Annotated in this window: 15 protein-coding genes; 12 read left to right on the forward strand and 3 right to left on the reverse strand. The window is 67.2% G+C overall.

Annotated elements, in window-relative coordinates:
* The first annotated feature begins 98 nt into the window (after window positions 1-98).
* On the forward strand, window positions 99-1,280 hold the full coding sequence (locus tag CYR75_RS08805) for a PQQ-dependent sugar dehydrogenase (protein ID WP_225972663.1): 1,182 nt from the start codon (window positions 99-101) through the stop codon (window positions 1,278-1,280).
* A gap of 21 nt (window positions 1,281-1,301) precedes the next feature.
* Here the strand turns inward: CYR75_RS08805 and CYR75_RS08810 are convergent, their stop codons facing one another.
* The gene (locus CYR75_RS08810) at window positions 1,302-1,886 is read right to left on the reverse strand and encodes a LabA-like NYN domain-containing protein (protein ID WP_101499699.1); all 585 of its coding nucleotides are present in this window, start codon (window positions 1,884-1,886) and stop codon (window positions 1,302-1,304) included.
* Between the two features lie 64 nt (window positions 1,887-1,950).
* Between CYR75_RS08810 and folK the strand changes: the two genes are divergently transcribed.
* The 11 genes from folK (at window position 1,951) to CYR75_RS08865 (ending at window position 14,458) form a co-directional block, all read left to right on the forward strand.
* Window positions 1,951-2,619 carry a 2-amino-4-hydroxy-6-hydroxymethyldihydropteridine diphosphokinase gene (folK, locus tag CYR75_RS08815; protein ID WP_101499700.1) on the forward strand — a complete coding sequence of 223 codons (669 nt, stop codon included), beginning with the start codon at window positions 1,951-1,953 and terminating at the stop codon, window positions 2,617-2,619.
* Window positions 2,588-2,944, forward strand: coding sequence for a DNA-directed RNA polymerase subunit omega (gene rpoZ / locus CYR75_RS08820; RefSeq protein ID WP_101499701.1), 357 nt, complete (start codon window positions 2,588-2,590; stop codon window positions 2,942-2,944). Before folK ends, rpoZ begins: the two co-directional genes overlap by 32 nt.
* A gap of 18 nt (window positions 2,945-2,962) precedes the next feature.
* On the forward strand, window positions 2,963-5,089 hold the full coding sequence (locus CYR75_RS08825) for a RelA/SpoT family protein (RefSeq protein WP_101499702.1): 2,127 nt from the start codon (window positions 2,963-2,965) through the stop codon (window positions 5,087-5,089).
* 139 nt (window positions 5,090-5,228) lie between these two features.
* A complete protein-coding gene (locus CYR75_RS08830; protein ID WP_101499703.1) occupies window positions 5,229-5,924 on the forward strand; it encodes a DUF2062 domain-containing protein in 696 nt (231 codons plus the stop codon).
* A 221-nt stretch (window positions 5,925-6,145) separates the two neighbouring features.
* Window positions 6,146-7,708, forward strand: coding sequence for a 2-isopropylmalate synthase (locus CYR75_RS08835; protein ID WP_101499704.1), 1,563 nt, complete (start codon window positions 6,146-6,148; stop codon window positions 7,706-7,708).
* A 212-nt stretch (window positions 7,709-7,920) separates the two neighbouring features.
* Entirely contained in the window at window positions 7,921-8,955 is a 1,035-nt protein-coding gene (locus tag CYR75_RS08840; protein ID WP_101499705.1) for a rod shape-determining protein, read from the forward strand.
* Window positions 8,956-8,970: 15 nt separating this feature from the next.
* Window positions 8,971-9,939: a rod shape-determining protein MreC gene (gene mreC, locus CYR75_RS08845; protein ID WP_101499706.1), complete on the forward strand. Its 969-nt coding sequence runs from the start codon at window positions 8,971-8,973 to the stop codon at window positions 9,937-9,939.
* 7 nt (window positions 9,940-9,946) lie between these two features.
* Window positions 9,947-10,474, forward strand: coding sequence for a rod shape-determining protein MreD (locus tag CYR75_RS08850; protein WP_101499707.1), 528 nt, complete (start codon window positions 9,947-9,949; stop codon window positions 10,472-10,474).
* Complete coding sequence (gene mrdA / locus CYR75_RS08855; RefSeq protein WP_101499708.1) at window positions 10,474-12,420, forward strand: penicillin-binding protein 2; 1,947 nt, start codon at window positions 10,474-10,476, stop codon at window positions 12,418-12,420. Before CYR75_RS08850 ends, mrdA begins: the two co-directional genes overlap by 1 nt.
* The gene (gene rodA, locus CYR75_RS08860; protein WP_101499709.1) at window positions 12,417-13,556 is read left to right on the forward strand and encodes a rod shape-determining protein RodA; all 1,140 of its coding nucleotides are present in this window, start codon (window positions 12,417-12,419) and stop codon (window positions 13,554-13,556) included. The genes mrdA and rodA overlap by 4 nt, the downstream gene beginning before the upstream one ends.
* Window positions 13,556-14,458, forward strand: a complete 903-nt coding sequence (locus CYR75_RS08865) for a 2-hydroxyacid dehydrogenase (protein WP_101499710.1) — start codon at window positions 13,556-13,558, stop codon at window positions 14,456-14,458. Before rodA ends, CYR75_RS08865 begins: the two co-directional genes overlap by 1 nt.
* Here CYR75_RS08865 and CYR75_RS08870 read toward each other — a convergent pair.
* Window positions 14,455-15,237 (reverse strand): SseB family protein, encoded by a 783-nt coding sequence (locus CYR75_RS08870; RefSeq protein WP_101499711.1) that lies wholly within the window; start codon window positions 15,235-15,237, stop codon window positions 14,455-14,457. The two genes, CYR75_RS08865 and CYR75_RS08870, sit on opposite strands and share 4 nt — an antisense overlap.
* A complete protein-coding gene (locus CYR75_RS08875) occupies window positions 15,224-15,823 on the reverse strand; it encodes a uracil-DNA glycosylase family protein (RefSeq protein WP_101499712.1) in 600 nt (199 codons plus the stop codon). Before CYR75_RS08875 ends, CYR75_RS08870 begins: the two co-directional genes overlap by 14 nt.
* Between the last annotated feature and the right edge of the window lie 20 nt (window positions 15,824-15,843).

Raw genomic sequence — 15,843 nt, forward strand, 5'->3', positions numbered from 1 at the left:
GGCGCGGGAAACTTCCAGTGGACCCTTTGCGGCCTTGGGCGCGTTGGTCTGGCAGTTCCCCCCGAATTTGCGAGAGAACCATGACCCCGATTTTCCCCATGACCCGCACCCTTTCTGTCGCCGCAGCGCTGCTGTGCGCCGGCGCCACCGCCTGGGCCGAGCCCTGGCCGCAGCCCGCGCCCGAGGCGCCGTTTTCCCCCGCCTTTGCCGAACAGACCCGCGCGCCGGCGATCAATTCCGGCATCACGCTGGCGGTGCAACCCGTCGTGCGCGGGCTCGACCACCCCTGGGCCGTCGAATTGCTGCCCGACGGCGCAGTGCTGATCACCGAACGTCCGGGCCGGCTGACCTATCTGAAGGATGGCGAGGCCACCGCGGTCGAGGGCCTGCCGCAGGTCGACGCCAAGGGCCAAGGCGGGCTGCTGGACGTCGCCATCGCCCGCGATTTCGCCAGCTCCCGCGTGATCTTCGTCAGCTATGCCGAACCGCGCGAGGGCGGGAACGGCACCTCGGTCGCGCGGATGGTGCTGGCGCCGGACGGCGCGTCGGTCAGCGATGTGCAGGTGATCTTCCGCCAGCAGCCGACCTATGACGGAGACAAGCATTTCGGCAGCCGGATCGTGCCGATGCCCGACGGCTCGCTGATCGTCACCCTGGGCGAACGCTCGGACACGCCGATTCGCGACACCGCGCAAGAGATGAACAACCATCTGGGCAAGCTGGTCCGCATCATGCCCGACGGCAAGGTGCCCGGCGACAACCCCTATCTGGGCCAGGACGGCGCACAGCCCGAGATCTATGCGACCGGGCTGCGCAACGTGCAGGCGGCGGCGCTGGACAAGTCCGGCCAGCTCTGGACCGTCGAGCACGGGCCGCGCGGCGGTGACGAGGTGAACCGGATCGAGCCGGGCAAGAATTACGGCTGGCCGGTCATCACCTATGGCATCGACTATGACGGCACGAAGCTGAACGAAGGCATCGCCGTGCAAGAGGGGATGGAGCAGCCGGTCTATTACTGGGACCCGGTCATCGCCCCCTCGGGCGCCGCATTCTATGACGGCTCGATGTTCGCCGATTGGCAGGGCGATCTGATCATCGGCGCGATGAAGCCGCCGGGGCTGGTTCGGCTGACCATGTCGGATGGCCGCGTCACCGGCGAAGAACGTTTCGACCCCGGCATCGGCCGCATCCGCGATGTGCAGGTGGGTTCGGACGGCGCGATCTGGGTCGTCACGGACGAGGATGAAGGCGGGCTGTATCGCCTGACGCCGGCACAGTAACCGGCCCGCCGCCCGCGCGGTTCAGATATCGCGCGGGATCGGCGGCTGGGTGCCCTCGCGCAGCGGCTGGTTGCCGTCCCGCGGCGGGCGGCCGATAATTTCGCGCAGCGCGTCCAGTTCGATGAAGTTGTCCGCCTGCCGCCGCAGATCGTCCGAGATCATGGGCGGCTGGCTGCGCGTGGTCGAGACGACCGAGACCCGCACCCCCTGCCGTTGCAGCGCCTCGATCAGCGGGCGGAAATCGCCGTCGCCGGAAAACAGCACGGCGTGGTCGAGGCGGGGCGCAAGCTCCATCGCGTTGACGGCAAGCTCGATATCCATGTCGCCCTTGATCTTGCGACGGCCAAGCGCGTCGGTGTATTCCTTGGCCTGCTTGGTCACCAGCGAAAAGCCGTTATATTGCAGCCAGTCCACCAGCGGCCGGATCGGCGAGAACTCTTCGTTTTCCAGCAGCGCGGTATAGTAGTACGCCCGCATCAGCTTGCCCCGACGCTCGAATTCCTGCCGCAGAAGTTTATAGTCGATGTCGAACCCAAGCGCTTTCGCGGCAGCATAAAGATTGGCGCCGTCAATGAACAACGCAAGCCGATCGTCCTTGTAGAACACGAATACTCCCTCGACGCGGCGGCGCGTCTGCAATGAATGAACAAAAAGCGGGACCGAACCCAGAATGGCGCTTAACCTAGCCCTCATCGCGCTTGGATCAAACCAGTTTTCTTCCGCCGGCGCGCCTGCCCCCAGCCTGCGGGCGGCGCTGATCCGCTTGGCGGAATCGGGCGGGATCAGCCTGCGCGCCGTCTCGCGGTTCTACAGCACGCCCGCGTTTCCGGCCGGGTCGGGGCCGGATTACGTCAACGCCTGCGCGGCGCTGGCGACGGACTTGACGCCGCGTGCGCTGCTGGATCGGCTGCATCTTGTTGAAACTGCAATGGGACGGCGCCGCGACACGGGCCGCTGGGGCGCGCGCGGGATCGATCTGGACCTGCTGGCGATGGGTGACACTGTCTTGCCCGACCGGGCCAACCATGACCGCTGGCGCGCCCTGCCCCTGCCCGACCAGATGCGCGAGACCCCGGCCGAGCTGATCCTGCCGCATCCACGGCTGGCCGAGCGCGCATTTGTGCTGCAACCGCTGGCCGATATTGCGCCCGACTGGCGCCACCCCGTGACCCGACGCAGCGTCACGGCGATGCTGGACGATCTGCCGCCCGCTTCGCTGCACGAAATCCGGGTTTTCCTTGACAATCGGTCAACAACTGACCAAGTAACGTTTTCTGCCCTTCCTGATTCGAACCGAAAGGTGATCCATGGCCCGCGTGACCGTCGAAGACTGCGTTGACAAGGTACCGAACCGTTTCGAGTTGGTGATGCTCGCCGCCCATCGCTCGCGTGAGATCGCCACCGGCAGCCCCCTGACCATCGACCGCGACAACGACAAGAATCCCGTCGTCGCCCTGCGCGAGATCGCCGAGGAAACCCAGGATGTCGAGGATCTGCGCGAGCGGATGATCGAGGCCAGCCAGACCCAGATCGAGGTCGACGAGCCGGAAGAGGACGCCATCGCCCTAACGCTCAGCGTCGAGAGTGACCGTCCCAAGCCCGCGGATGAGGAATCCGAGGAAAAGATGCTTCGCATGATGCTCGAGGCACAGGGACGCGGCTGATCTGCACGGGGTCTTCGGGTGGAAAAATTCGACGTCGAAGACCTGCTGGCGCTGATCCGCAACTATAACCCGCGCACCGACGAAAAGCTGATCCGCAAGGCATATCTGTATGGCCAGCAGATGCATGAGGGGCAGCGCCGGCATTCCGGCGAGCCCTATTTCACCCATCCCGTCGCCGTCGCCGCCATCCTGACCGAGATGCGGCTGGACGATGCGACCATCGTCACCGCACTTTTGCACGACACCATCGAGGATACCCGCGCAAGCTGGTCCGATGTCTCGGAAAACTTCGGGCGCGAGATCGCCGATCTGGTCGATGGCGTGACCAAGCTGACCAATCTGGAACTCTCGGGCAGCCATTCCAAGCAGGCCGAGAATTTCCGCAAGCTGTTCATGGCGATGACCCGCGACCTGCGGGTGATCCTGGTCAAGCTGGCCGACCGGCTGCACAACATGCGCACCATCCGCGCCATGCGCCCGGAAAAGCAGGTCAAGAAGGCCCGCGAGACGATGGACATCTATGCGCCGCTGGCTGGCCGCATGGGCATGCAGTGGATGCGGGAAGAGCTTGAAGACCTCGCCTTCAAGGTCATCAACCCCGAGGCGCGCAACTCGATCATCCGCCGTTTCCTGACGCTGCAGAAGGAATCCGGCGACGTCATCGCCAAGATCACCGCCGATATCCGGATCGAGCTGGACCGCGAGGGGATCGAGGCCACCGTCTATGGCCGAGCCAAGCGCCCCTTCAGCGTCTGGCGCAAGATGCAGGAAAAGCAGCTGACCTTCTCGCGGCTGTCGGATATCTACGGCTTCCGCATCATCGTCCGGACCGAGGGCGAGTGCTATCGCGCACTCGGCCTGATCCACCATCGCTGGCGCGCGGTGCCGGGACGGTTCAAGGATTATATCAGCCACCCCAAGACCAACGGCTACCGCTCGATCCATACCACCGTGACCGGCCGCGACGGCAAGCGGGTCGAGGTGCAGATTCGCACCCGCCAGATGCACGAGGTGGCCGAGGCCGGGGTCGCCGCGCATTGGGCCTATCGCGATGGCGAGCGTTCGACCAACCCCTTTGCCGTCGATCCGGCCGAGTGGATCACGCAGTTGAACGAGCGTCTCGAGGGCGAGGATCACGACGAGTTCCTCGAACACGTCAAGCTCGAGATGTATTCCGATCAGGTCTTCATCTTCACGCCCAAGGGCGACGTGATCCAGCTGCCCAAGGGGGCCACGCCCATCGATTTCGCCTATGCCATCCACACCCGGATCGGCAATGGCACCGTCGGCGCCAAGGTCGATGGCATCCGTGTGCCGCTGTGGACACGGCTGAAGAATGGGCAGGTGGTCGATATCATCACCGCGACCGGCCAACGCCCGCAGGCGGCCTGGCTCGAGATCGTGCAGACGGGCCGGGCGAAATCCTCGATCCGCCGCAGCCTGCGCGAGGAAGACCGCGCCCGGCTGATCCGGCTGGGCAGCGAGTTGGCGCGGATCAGTTTTGAACATCATGGGCGGCGGGCGACCGACAAGGCGCTGCGGACCGCCGCCGCCAAGCTGGCGCTGCCCGACGCCGATGAGCTGCTGGCCCGGATCGGCTGCGCGGAGCTTTCCGCGCAAGAGGTGCTGACGACGCTTTATCCCGAGCTTGAGACCAGTCAGGAAACCGTCGATCCCAAGCGCCCCATCGCCGGGCTCGAGGCCGACCAGACGCTGGCGCGTGCGCCCTGCTGCCAACCGCTGCCGGGCGAACGGATCGTCGGCATCACCTATCGCGGGCGCGGCGTCATAGTTCATTCGATCGACTGCCCGGTGCTGGCGCAGCTTGACAGCGACGAGGATCTGAAACGCTGGGTCGATCTGCGCTGGCGCGACGGGCGCCACCCCGCCGCCTATCCGGTCACGATCTCGGTCACCATCCGCCATGATGCGGGGGTGCTGGGGCGGATCTGCACGCTGATCGGGTTGCAGGGGGCGAATATCTCGGACCTGATCTTTGTCGACCGCAAGCCCGATTTCTATCGCCTGCAGATCGAGGTCGAGCTGCATGGCGCCGACCATCTGCACGCGCTGCTGACGGCCCTTGAAGCCGAATCGGACGTGGCGCAGGTGACGCGGCTGCTGCGACCTGAACTCGCGCCTTAAACCCCGGCCAAGCCCGCAGCCGGGACCGGCGCTTGACCATGCGGCTTGACCATTCCTAAAGTTTTGCCCCGTATAAGGCCAAGACAAGGGCCCCGTTCTGGCCATCCGCCGATCCATCTCGCCCGACAGTCGAAGAAATATGTTCAAACGCCGCAAGCCCCGCAGCTATTCCCAGATCGCGACCGAACTTCTCTATCCCCGCGGCGGATGGGTTCGGGCGTCGCAATATGTGCTGCATCGCGTGCGCCGCCTGCCCGACCAGCCGCACCGGATCGGGCGCGGGGTCGCGGCCGGGGTCTTCATCTCGTTCACGCCGCTGCACGGGTTTCATTTTCTCGCCGCCGCCGGCATCGCCTGGGTGATGGGCGGCAATATCCTGGCGGCGCTGCTGGCCACCTTTGTCGGCAACCCGATCACCTTCCCCTTCATCGCCTATGCCTCGACCACGCTGGGGCGCAAGATCCTGGGCAGCAGCGGCAGCCTGTCGCCCAAGTCGATCCTGCTGGAATTCGCGGACGCCTCGGCGCAGCTCTGGCGCAATCTGGGGGCGCTGTTCGGCCCGCGCGAGGCGCATTGGGACCGGCTGTCCTCGTTCTTCAACGACATCTTTTTGCCGTATCTGGTCGGGGGAATCATCCTGGGAATTCTGGCCGGGGTGGTGGCGCATTACCTGACCGTGCCGGTGATCCGCGCCTATCACCGCCGCCGGGCGCGCAAGCTTGCCCTGCGGGTCGAGAAGCTGCGCGCCGCCGCCAGCGCCGGCAAGGCCGCCCCGCGGGCCGAGGCGATGGGGCCGCCGCCGCCGGTCCGACCGCCCGACAGATCGCAACGGTGAAATAGGGCTTTTCATCGTGGCCCGCCGGGCTATAGTCGCGCCATGACCCGGATGCGACATATCGCCACCACCCGCAACGCGCAGATCGGCGCGCGCTTTGCCGTGAACCTCCGCGGTCTGCTGCTTCTTACGCTGCGCTGAGCGGGTTCCGCCGGGCCGCCGCTCAGTCTGGTCACGCGCCCGGCGCCTGTCCGACCAACGTATCAGCGAAAGAGCATCCCATGTCCGACCCGAACCGCGTCTATATCTTCGACACCACCCTGCGCGACGGCGAACAGTCGCCCGGCGCGACCATGTCCCACGCCGAAAAGCTGGAAATCGCCGCGATGCTGGACGAGATGGGCGTCGACATCATCGAAGCCGGCTTTCCCATCGCGTCCGAGGGCGACTTCGCCGCCGTCTCGGCCATCGCAAAGCAGGCGCAGAACAGCGTGATCTGCGGTCTGGCGCGGGCGCAACTGCCCGATATCGACCGCTGCTGGGAGGCCGTGCGCCATGCCAAGCGGCCGCGCATCCACACCTTCATCGGCACCTCGCCGCTGCACCGCGCGATCCCCAATCTGGACATGGACCAGATGGCCGAGCGGATCGAGCAGACCGTCACCCATGCCCGCAACCTGTGCGACAACGTCCAGTGGTCGCCCATGGACGCGACCCGGACCGAGCATGACTATCTGTGCCGGGTGGTGGAGATCGCCATCAAGGCCGGGGCGACGACGATCAACATCCCCGATACCGTGGGCTATACCGCGCCCCGCGAATCGGCGGCGCTGATCCGCATGCTGCTGGAACGTGTGCCGGGCGCCGACAATGTCATCTTCGCCACCCATTGCCACAATGATCTGGGCATGGCGACCGCCAACAGCCTGGCCGCGGTCGAGGCGGGCGCCCGCCAGATCGAATGCACCATCAACGGCTTGGGCGAGCGCGCCGGCAACACCGCGCTGGAAGAGGTCGTGATGGCCCTGCGCGTTCGGCACGACATCATGCCCTATACCACCGGCATCGACACCACCGGCATCATCGGCATCTCGCGCCGGGTGGCGCAGGTGTCGGGGTTTCCGGTGCAGTTCAACAAGGCCATCGTGGGCAAGAACGCCTTTCTGCATGAAAGCGGCATCCATCAGGACGGGGTGCTGAAGAATGTCGAGACGTTCGAGATCATGCGCCCTGCCGATATCGGCCTAAATGAAACCAACATCGCCATGGGCAAGCATTCGGGCCGCGCCGCGCTGCGCGCCAAGCTGAAGGATCTGGGCTTCGAGGTGGGCGACAACCAGCTCAAGGACGTGTTCGTCCGCTTCAAAGCGCTGGCCGACCGCAAGAAAGAGGTCTTCGACGAGGATATCGTCGCCCTGATGCAGGACAGCGCCGCCAACACGGACGAAGATTACCTGCAGGTCCGGCATCTGCGCGTCGTCTGCGGCAGCGACGGCCAGCAGGCCAGCCTGACCATGACCGTCGACGGGGTCGAGAAAAGCGCCGAGACCGAGGGCGACGGCCCGGTCGACGCCGTTTTCCGCGCGGTCACGCAGATCTATCCGCATGACGCGCAGTTGCAGCTTTACCAGGTCCATGCCGTGACCGAGGGCACCGACGCGCAGGCCACCGTCTCGGTCCGCATGGAAGAAGACGGCCGCATCGCCACCGGGCAGGCCAGCGACACCGACACCATCCTCGCCAGCGTCAAGGCCTATGTCGGCGCGCTGAACCGGCTGCGGGTGCGGCGCGGACAGGTCGGCGAAGGCGGCGACGCCAAACAGGTCAGCATGTATTCGCACTGACCCCCGGCCGATCCCCCTGCCCTGTGCCGGGGCGGGGTTTCCGGCGCGGCAAACTCCGGCGAAAGCCCGCCGCTTGCTGCATGACAGGGCTTTCGGGATGCCGCGCCCGGGTTTATACGAGGCGCGCGGCGTGCTGCGGACCGAGGCGACTCGGTCGGCGGGGGCAGGATTCTCACAAGCCGGCGAAAGTCCGGCATCGAAGGGTAGAGCAGATGGCGTTCTTCGGGCTGTTTTCGACAGATATCGCAATCGATCTGGGAACAGCGAACACGCTGGTCTATGTGAAGGGCAAGGGGGTCATCCTGAATGAACCCTCGGTCGTGGCCTACCACGTCAAGGACGGCAAGAAGCAGGTTCTCGCGGTGGGCGAGGACGCCAAGCTGATGCTGGGCCGCACCCCGGGCAGCATCGAGGCCATTCGCCCGATGCGCGAAGGCGTCATCGCCGATTTCGACAGCGCCGAAGAGATGATCAAGCACTTCATCAAGAAGGTCTTCCGGCGCACCAGCTTTGCCAAGCCCAAGGTCATCGTCTGCGTCCCGCATGGCGCCACCCCGGTCGAAAAGCGCGCGATCCGGCAATCGGTGATCTCGGCCGGCTGCCGCAAGGCGGGGCTGATCGCCGAACCCATTGCGGCGGCCATCGGGGCCGGGATGCCGATCACCGAACCGACCGGCAGCATGGTCGTCGATATCGGCGGCGGCACGACCGAGGTCGCGGTGCTGTCCCTCGGCGACGTGGTCTATGCACGCTCGGTCCGGGTCGGCGGCGACCGCATGGACGAGGCGATCATCAACTATTTGCGCCGCAATCATAACCTGCTGATCGGCGACCAGACCGCCGAGCGGGTCAAGACCTCGATCGGGACCGCGCGCATGCCCGATGACGGGCGCGGCGCGACCCTGCCGGTGCGTGGCCGCGACCTCATGAACGGCGTCCCGCGCGAGCTTGAGATCACGCAGGCCATGGTCGCCGAGGCGCTGGCCGAGCCGGTCCAGCAGATCTGCGAGGCGGTGATGGTCGCGCTTGAGGCGACGCCCCCCGATCTGGGCGCCGACATCGTCGATCGCGGCGTCATGCTGACCGGCGGCGGGGCGATGCTGGGCGAGCTGGACCTTGCGCTGCGCGAACAGACCGGGCTGTCGATCTCGATCGCGGATCAGCCGATGAACTGCGTGGCGCTTGGCACCGGCAAGGCGCTCGAATTCGAAAAGCAGCTGCGCCACGTCATCGACTACGACAGCTAGGCCGGGAAGGGCGCCATGGCGCGCAAGGGTTACGATTTTGCCACCCCTGTTCGCCGCATCCTGATCGGGCTGCTGGCCCTGCTGCTGGTGTCGCTATTCCTGTTCTGGCGCGTCGACAGCCCGCGCGCCGAGGCGATGCGGGCCGAGTTCGTGGACCGCTTCGTGCCCGGTTTCGAATGGGCGATGACGCCGCTGACGCAGGTGACGCGGATGGTGTCCAGCCTGCAAAGCTATTCCCGCATCTATGCCCAGAACCAGGAACTTCGCCGCGAGCTGCAGAAGATGCAGGCGTGGAAAGAGGCCGCCGTCCAGCTGGAGCAGGACAACGCCAAGCTGCTGGCGCAGAACAACGTCCGGCTCGACCCCTCGCTGACTTCGATCACCGGGCAGGTGCTGACCGATTCCGGCAGCGCCTTTCGGCAGTCGGTGCTGCTGAATGTCGGCCGCCGCGATGGCGTGGTCGATGGCTGGGCGGTGATGGACGGGCTGGGGCTGGTGGGGCGGATCTCCGGCGTCGGCAACCAGACCAGCCGGGTGATCCTGCTGACCGATCCCTCCTCGCGCATTCCGGTCAAGATCCAGCCGTCGGGGCAGAACGCGCTGCTGACCGGAGACAATTCGATCCTGCCGACGCTGGATTTCATCGAGCGGCCGGAAAACGTCCGCCCCGGCGACCGCGTGGTCAGTTCCGGCGATGGCGGGGTGTTTCCGCCCGATATCCTGGTCGGTCAGGTGGCGCAGCGCAGCGACGGGCGGCTGCGTCTGCGGATGGCGGCCGATTACGGACGGCTCGAATTCCTGCGCGTGCTGCGCAGCCACCCGGCCGAGCGGCTGGAGGATGGCGGCGCGCTGATCCTGCCGCCCGAGGCCGCCCCCATCGGCCCCCAGCTTCCGCCCGCCCCCGCCGCGCGTCCGCAGGCCAGCGCCCCCGCTGCGGGCGCGGTCTTGCGCGCCGGCGACGCGGCCCCGGCCGAGACGCCCTGATCCCGCCATGCCCCTGCTGATCCGCCACCGTCTTGTCGGCACCGCCATGTTCGTCGGGATCGGGCTGGCCATCCTGTTCTTCCGGCTGATGCCGCTGGCCCCCGGCGCCACCGCCCTGCCGGGCCCCGAGGTGATGTTATGCGTCACCTTGGCCTGGGTGTTGCGCCGTCCCGACCACCTGCCCGCGATCATCATCGTGGCCATGACGCTGATCGGTGATATCATGCTGGGGCGGCCGTTCGGGCTGTTCAGCCTGTTCGTGCTGACAGCGACCGAGCTGCTGCGGTCGTGGGCGCTGCGGTGGGGGGACCAGCCCTTTGTCTTCGAATGGCTGCGGATCGCTGTGCTTGTCGGCCTGTTGCTGTTGGGGTATCGGATCGTGATGCTGCTGTTCATGCTGCCGGTGCCCGCGCTGGGGCCGGTCATGCTGCAATGGCTGGCGACGACCGCCGCTTATCCCGCGGTGGTCGTGCTGCTGCGACTGGCCGGGGTGCGCCGACCGACCGCCGCCGAACTGGAAATGATGGGAAGCTGATGCGGAAATCGCCCAAGGACGTGCTGGACAGCGTTCGCGCCGTGACACGGCGCGGCATCCTGCTGGGCGCGATTCAGGCGGCGGTGATCGGGACGCTGGCGTGGCGGCTGCGCTCGATGCAGATCGAACATGCGGATGAATACCGGATGCTGTCGGACGGCAACTCGATCAAGTTCCGGCTGCTGCCGCCGGTGCGCGGGCTGATCCATGACCGCAACGGCATCGTCATCGCCGGGAACGAGCAGAACTACCGCGCCACCATCACCCGCGAACTGGCCGGCGAGATCGAGCCGGTGGTCGAGCGTCTGCGGCATCTGGTGCCGATGAACGACGCCCAAGCCGCCGAGCTGATCGCCAATATCGAAAAACGCAGCGCCATCACCCCGGTCAGCATCGGCGAGCATCTGAGCTGGTCCGAGTTCTCCTCCATCGCCGTCAACGCGCCCGCCCTGCCCGGCGTGCAGCCCGAATCCGTGCTGTCGCGCGTCTATCCCCGGCAGGGCGATTTCGCGCATGTGCTGGGCTATGTCGGGCGGGTGTCGGATTACGACCTGTCCAAGATGGAAAACCCCGACCCGGTCCTGATGCTGCCAGAGTTCCAGTTCGGCAAGGTCGGCGCGGAAAGCAAGCTGGAACCGATCCTGCGCGGCAAGGCCGGCATCCGCAAGGTCGAGGTCAACGCCGCCGGCCGCGAGATGCGCGAGCTGTCGCGGCAAGAGGGGCAGCAGGGCGCGACCGTCCAGATGACGCTGGATGCGGGGCTGCAGAACTATGCGACCCAGCGTCTGGGCGAGGAATCCGCCGCCGCCGTGGTCATTGACGTGACCAATGGCGACATCATGGCCATCGCCTCGAACCCGGTCTTTGACCCGAACCTGTTCGTGCGCGGCATCTCGAGCGCCGATTACCGCGCGCTGATGGAACATGACCACCGGCCCTTGGCCGACAAGACGGTGCAGGGGCTTTATCCGCCGGGTTCGACGTTCAAGATGGTCTCGCTGCTGGCCGGGCTGGAAGCCGGCATCATCAACGAAGGCACCAGCTTTTTCTGCAATGGCGGGCTCGAGGTCAGCGGCCGCCGCTTTCACTGCTGGAGCCGGGGCGGCCACGGCCATGTCAGCGCGGTGGCAAGCCTGCAGAAATCCTGCGACGTCTATTACTACGAGGTCGCCCGCGCCGTCGGCATCGACCGCATCGCGGAAATGGCGCGGCGGCTGGGGATCGGGGTCGAACATGACCTGCCGATGTCGGCCATCGCCAGCGGCATCGCGCCGGACCGGGCGTGGAAGCAGGACCGCTATGGCCAGCCTTGGGTGGTGGGCGATTCGCTGAACGCCGCCATCGGGCAAGGCTTCGTGCTGGCCTCGCCCCTGCAGCTTGCGGTGATGTGCGCCCGCGTGGCCACCGGGCGTCAGGTCGTGCCCCGGCTGGTCCGCGCCATTGACGGCATCCCGCAGGCGGTGCCCGAATTCGCCGATCTGGGCCTGTCCGAACGCAACCTGCAGATCACCCGGCGCGGCATGGATGCGGTGGTCAACAGCGCCGCCGGATCGGGCGCTCGGTCGCGGATCATGAATGACGACTGGCGGATGGCCGGCAAGACCGGCACCAGCCAGGTCCGCAACATCACCGCCGCCGAGCGGGCGCGGGGCGTGACCCGCAACGACCAACTGCCGTGGAACCGCCGCGATCACGCGCTGTTCGTCTGCTATGCGCCCTATCAGGCGCCGCGCTATGCGGTCTCGGTCGTGGTCGAGCATGGCAGCGGCGGCTCGACCGTGGCCGCCCCCATCGCGCGCGACATCATGCTGTATGCGTTGGCCGGCGGGCTGCCGCCGCTGACCGCCTATCCCGACAGTCAGCGCCGCCAGATCGAAGAGATGCACCGCAACATGCGCCTGTTCGCCCCCGTCGCCACCTCGGGGCAGGAGCGGACGCGGGCATGAGCTATCTCGACTATAAGGTCGCCGAGACGCCGCGCGGGATGCGCAAGCTGCTCAGCCTGAACTGGCCGCTGGTGTTTCTGCTGGCGGCGGTCGGCTCGGCCGGGTTCCTGATGCTCTATTCCGTCGCCGGGGGCGATATCGACCGCTGGGCGCGTCCGCAGATGGAGCGGTTCGGCATCGGGATGGTGCTGATGATCGCGCTGGCCTTCGTGCCGATCTGGTTCTGGCGCGGCATCTCGGTCTTTGCCTATATCGTCTGCGTGCTGCTGCTGGTGGCGGTCGACGTGGTGGGCGAGGTCGGTATGGGCGCGCAGCGCTGGCTGGATATCGGCCCGATCCGGCTGCAACCCTCTGAGATGATGAAGATCTCGCTCGTCCTGATGCTGGCCGCCTATTACAGCTGGCTCGATCTGGGGCGGGTGTCGCGGCCGCTTTGGGTGCTGGTGCCGGTGATCCTGATCCTGGTCCCGACCGCGCTGGTGCTGCAACAGCCCGATCTGGGGACGGCGGTGCTGCTGCTGACCGGCGGGGCGATCGTCATGTTCGCGGCCGGGGTCAGCCTGTGGTATTTCGCCGTCGTCGCGGGCGCGGCCATCGGGCTGGTCTGGACGGTGCTGGAAAGCCGGGGGACGCCGTGGCAGTTGCTGCATGACTACCAGTTCCGGCGCATCGACACCTTTCTGGACCCGACGCAGGACCCGCAAGGTGCGGGCTATAACATCATTCAGGCGCAGATCGCGCTGGGGTCGGGCGGCTGGTCGGGGCGCGGCTTCATGGAAGGCACGCAGTCGCGGCTGAACTTCCTGCCGGAAAAGCACACCGACTTCATCTTTACCACGCTCGCCGAGGAGTTCGGCTTTGTCGGTGCCGGATCGCTGCTGCTGCTTTACGCGCTGATCCTGGGCTTTTGCCTGCATTCGGCGCTGACCAACCGGGACCGCTTTGCCAGCCTGCTGACCATCGGCATCGCCGGCACATTTTTCCTTTTCTTTTCAATCAACATGGCAATGGTCATGGGGCTGCTTCCCGTGGTGGGCGTGCCCCTGCCCCTGGTAAGTTACGGAGGAACCGCGATGATGATTCTGCTGATGGCGTTCGGGATGGTGCAATCGGCCCACGTCCACAGGCCGCGCTGATGCGGGTTCTGTTCGCCGCCGATGGGTGGGAAAAATGGGCCCCCGCCATCTCTGCCGCCTGCCCCGAGGCCGAGTTGCTGCAGACCGCGCCGCCCGACAGCGTCGATGCGATCATCTATGCGCCGAACGGGCCGGGCTGCGACTTCGCGGCCTATCCGTCGGCCAAGCTGGTGCAGGGGCTGTGGGCCGGGGTCGATCAGATCGTGCCGGACAGCAGCCTGACGCAGCCCCTGGCGCGCATGGTCGAGCCGGGGCTGGAACGCGGCATGGTGGAATACTGCACCGGCTGGGCGCTGCGGCTGCATCTGGGCATGGACCGTTTCGCGCAGGACGGGGTGTGGCGCAACGACATGGCCCCGCCTTTGGCCACACGCCGCAAGGTGACGGTGCTGGGCGCGGGTGCGCTGGGTCAGGCGGTGGCGCGAGCGCTGGCGGCGCTGGATTTCGACGTCGCCACCTGGTCGCGTTCCGGCGAGGGCGCGCCGGGCATCCCGGCCTTTTCGGGGCCAGAAATGGAACAGGCGCTATCGCGGGCCGAGATCCTGATCGCGCTGCTGCCCGACACGCCCGAGACGCGGAACATCCTGAACGCCGAGCGGCTGGCCCTGCTGCCGCGCGGCGCGTCGATCATCAACCCCGGTCGCGGGACGCTGATCGACGACGCGGCCCTGCTGTCGGCGCTGAACAGTCGCTATCTGCGCCACGCCGTGCTGGACGTCTTCCGCACCGAGCCCCTGCCCCCCTTCGACCCGTATTGGAGCCACCCGGGCGTTACCGTGACCCCGCATATCGCCTCGGAAACGCGGGTCGAGACGGCGGCGCTGGTGGTGGCAGAGAACCTGCGCCGGGTGATGCGGGGCGAGACGCCGCTGCATCTCGTGGACCGCAGCAAGGGCTATTAGAAGCGCAGGATCGGCGGCTTGTCGGGGTCGCTGCCGGGTGCGCGCGGGGTCTTGCGCGGCTCCGGCTGCGGCGCGGGCGCTTGCGGGCGCAGCACCACCGCCTCGGGCGGCAGTTTCAGATCGAATGCCACGTCGCAGCGGTCGGGCAAGGGCGGCAGAAAGGCCAGCATCTCGGCCAGCGCCTTGGCGATGCGGGGCTGCTGATCCGCGGGGGCGCCCAGCACGACCAGCAGATGCCCCCGCTCGCCCGGCCCGGACCCGGCTTGGCCCCAATCCGCACCAACGATCCCCAGCCCCTCGACCAGACCGGCCATATCGGCCAGCCGCGCGGCCAGCGGATCGGCCAGCGCCGCCACCACCGGCAGCGCCGGGGCCGACAGCCGGGCCTGCGCGGCCTCGGTCGCTTCGGGCTGCGCCGACAGCGCCTGCGACAGCCAGCCCAGCATCCCGGCATCCAGCAGCATCTGCGACGGCGCACCGGGATTGACCATCAGCGCGGCGCCCTCGGCCGCCAGCATGGCGGCCAGCACCCGGCCCGGAAGCTCGGCATGGGCGGTGGGGGCGGACAGGAAATCGGCCAGCCGCTCGGGCTGATCGGCCGCAAGCGCGGTCCGCGCCTCGTCCGCGCCCAGCATCAGCAGCCGCGCGCGGTCGCCCTGCGGGTCATCGGCCAGGGCGACGAACAGCGTCGTATCGGCCAGCCGGTTCAGCACCCGCGCGCGGTCGGCATCGGGCAATTCGTGGAACGGCGCGGGGCAGAGCGCGTCAAGCGGGGTCATTCAGCACCTCTCGGATCCGGTCGCGCAGCACCGGCAGCAACTCGTCGCCGAACCAGCCGTTGCGCTTGAGCCAACCGGTATTGCGCCAGGACGGGTGAGGCAAGGGAAAGACCCGGGGCGCATGGTCGCGCCATCCCGCGACGGTGGCGCTGACCCCCGTTCGGCTGCCCAGATGCCAGCGCTGCGCGTGCCCGCCGACCAGCAGGATCAGCCTCGGGTCCAGCGCCGTCAGCAGCCTCTGGCGCCAGGTCGCCGCACAGACCTTCGGTGGCGGCAGGTCCGATCCGGTGCTGTCATAGCCGGGAAAGCACATCGCCATCGGCAGGAACGCGATGCGGTCGCGGTCATAGAAGGTCGCCTCATCGACGCCCATCCAGTCCCGCAGCCGCGCGCCCGAGGCATCGTCAAAGGGCCGCCCGCGCTCGTGCACCCGCACCCCCGGCGCCTGGCCCGCGATCAAGATCCGCGCGCCGGGCCGCATCCAGACGACGGGGCGCGGCGCATGGGCCGTGGCCGTCCCGGCAAAGCGGTCGGCGCAAAGCCGGCAGGCGGACACCTGCGCTAGAAGCTGCGTGAAATCAACCATGCGGGCCTAACTAGGCATCG

The sequence above is a fragment of the Paracoccus jeotgali genome (genome assembly GCF_002865605.1).
In the GTDB taxonomy this organism is placed as follows: domain Bacteria; phylum Pseudomonadota; class Alphaproteobacteria; order Rhodobacterales; family Rhodobacteraceae; genus Paracoccus; species Paracoccus jeotgali.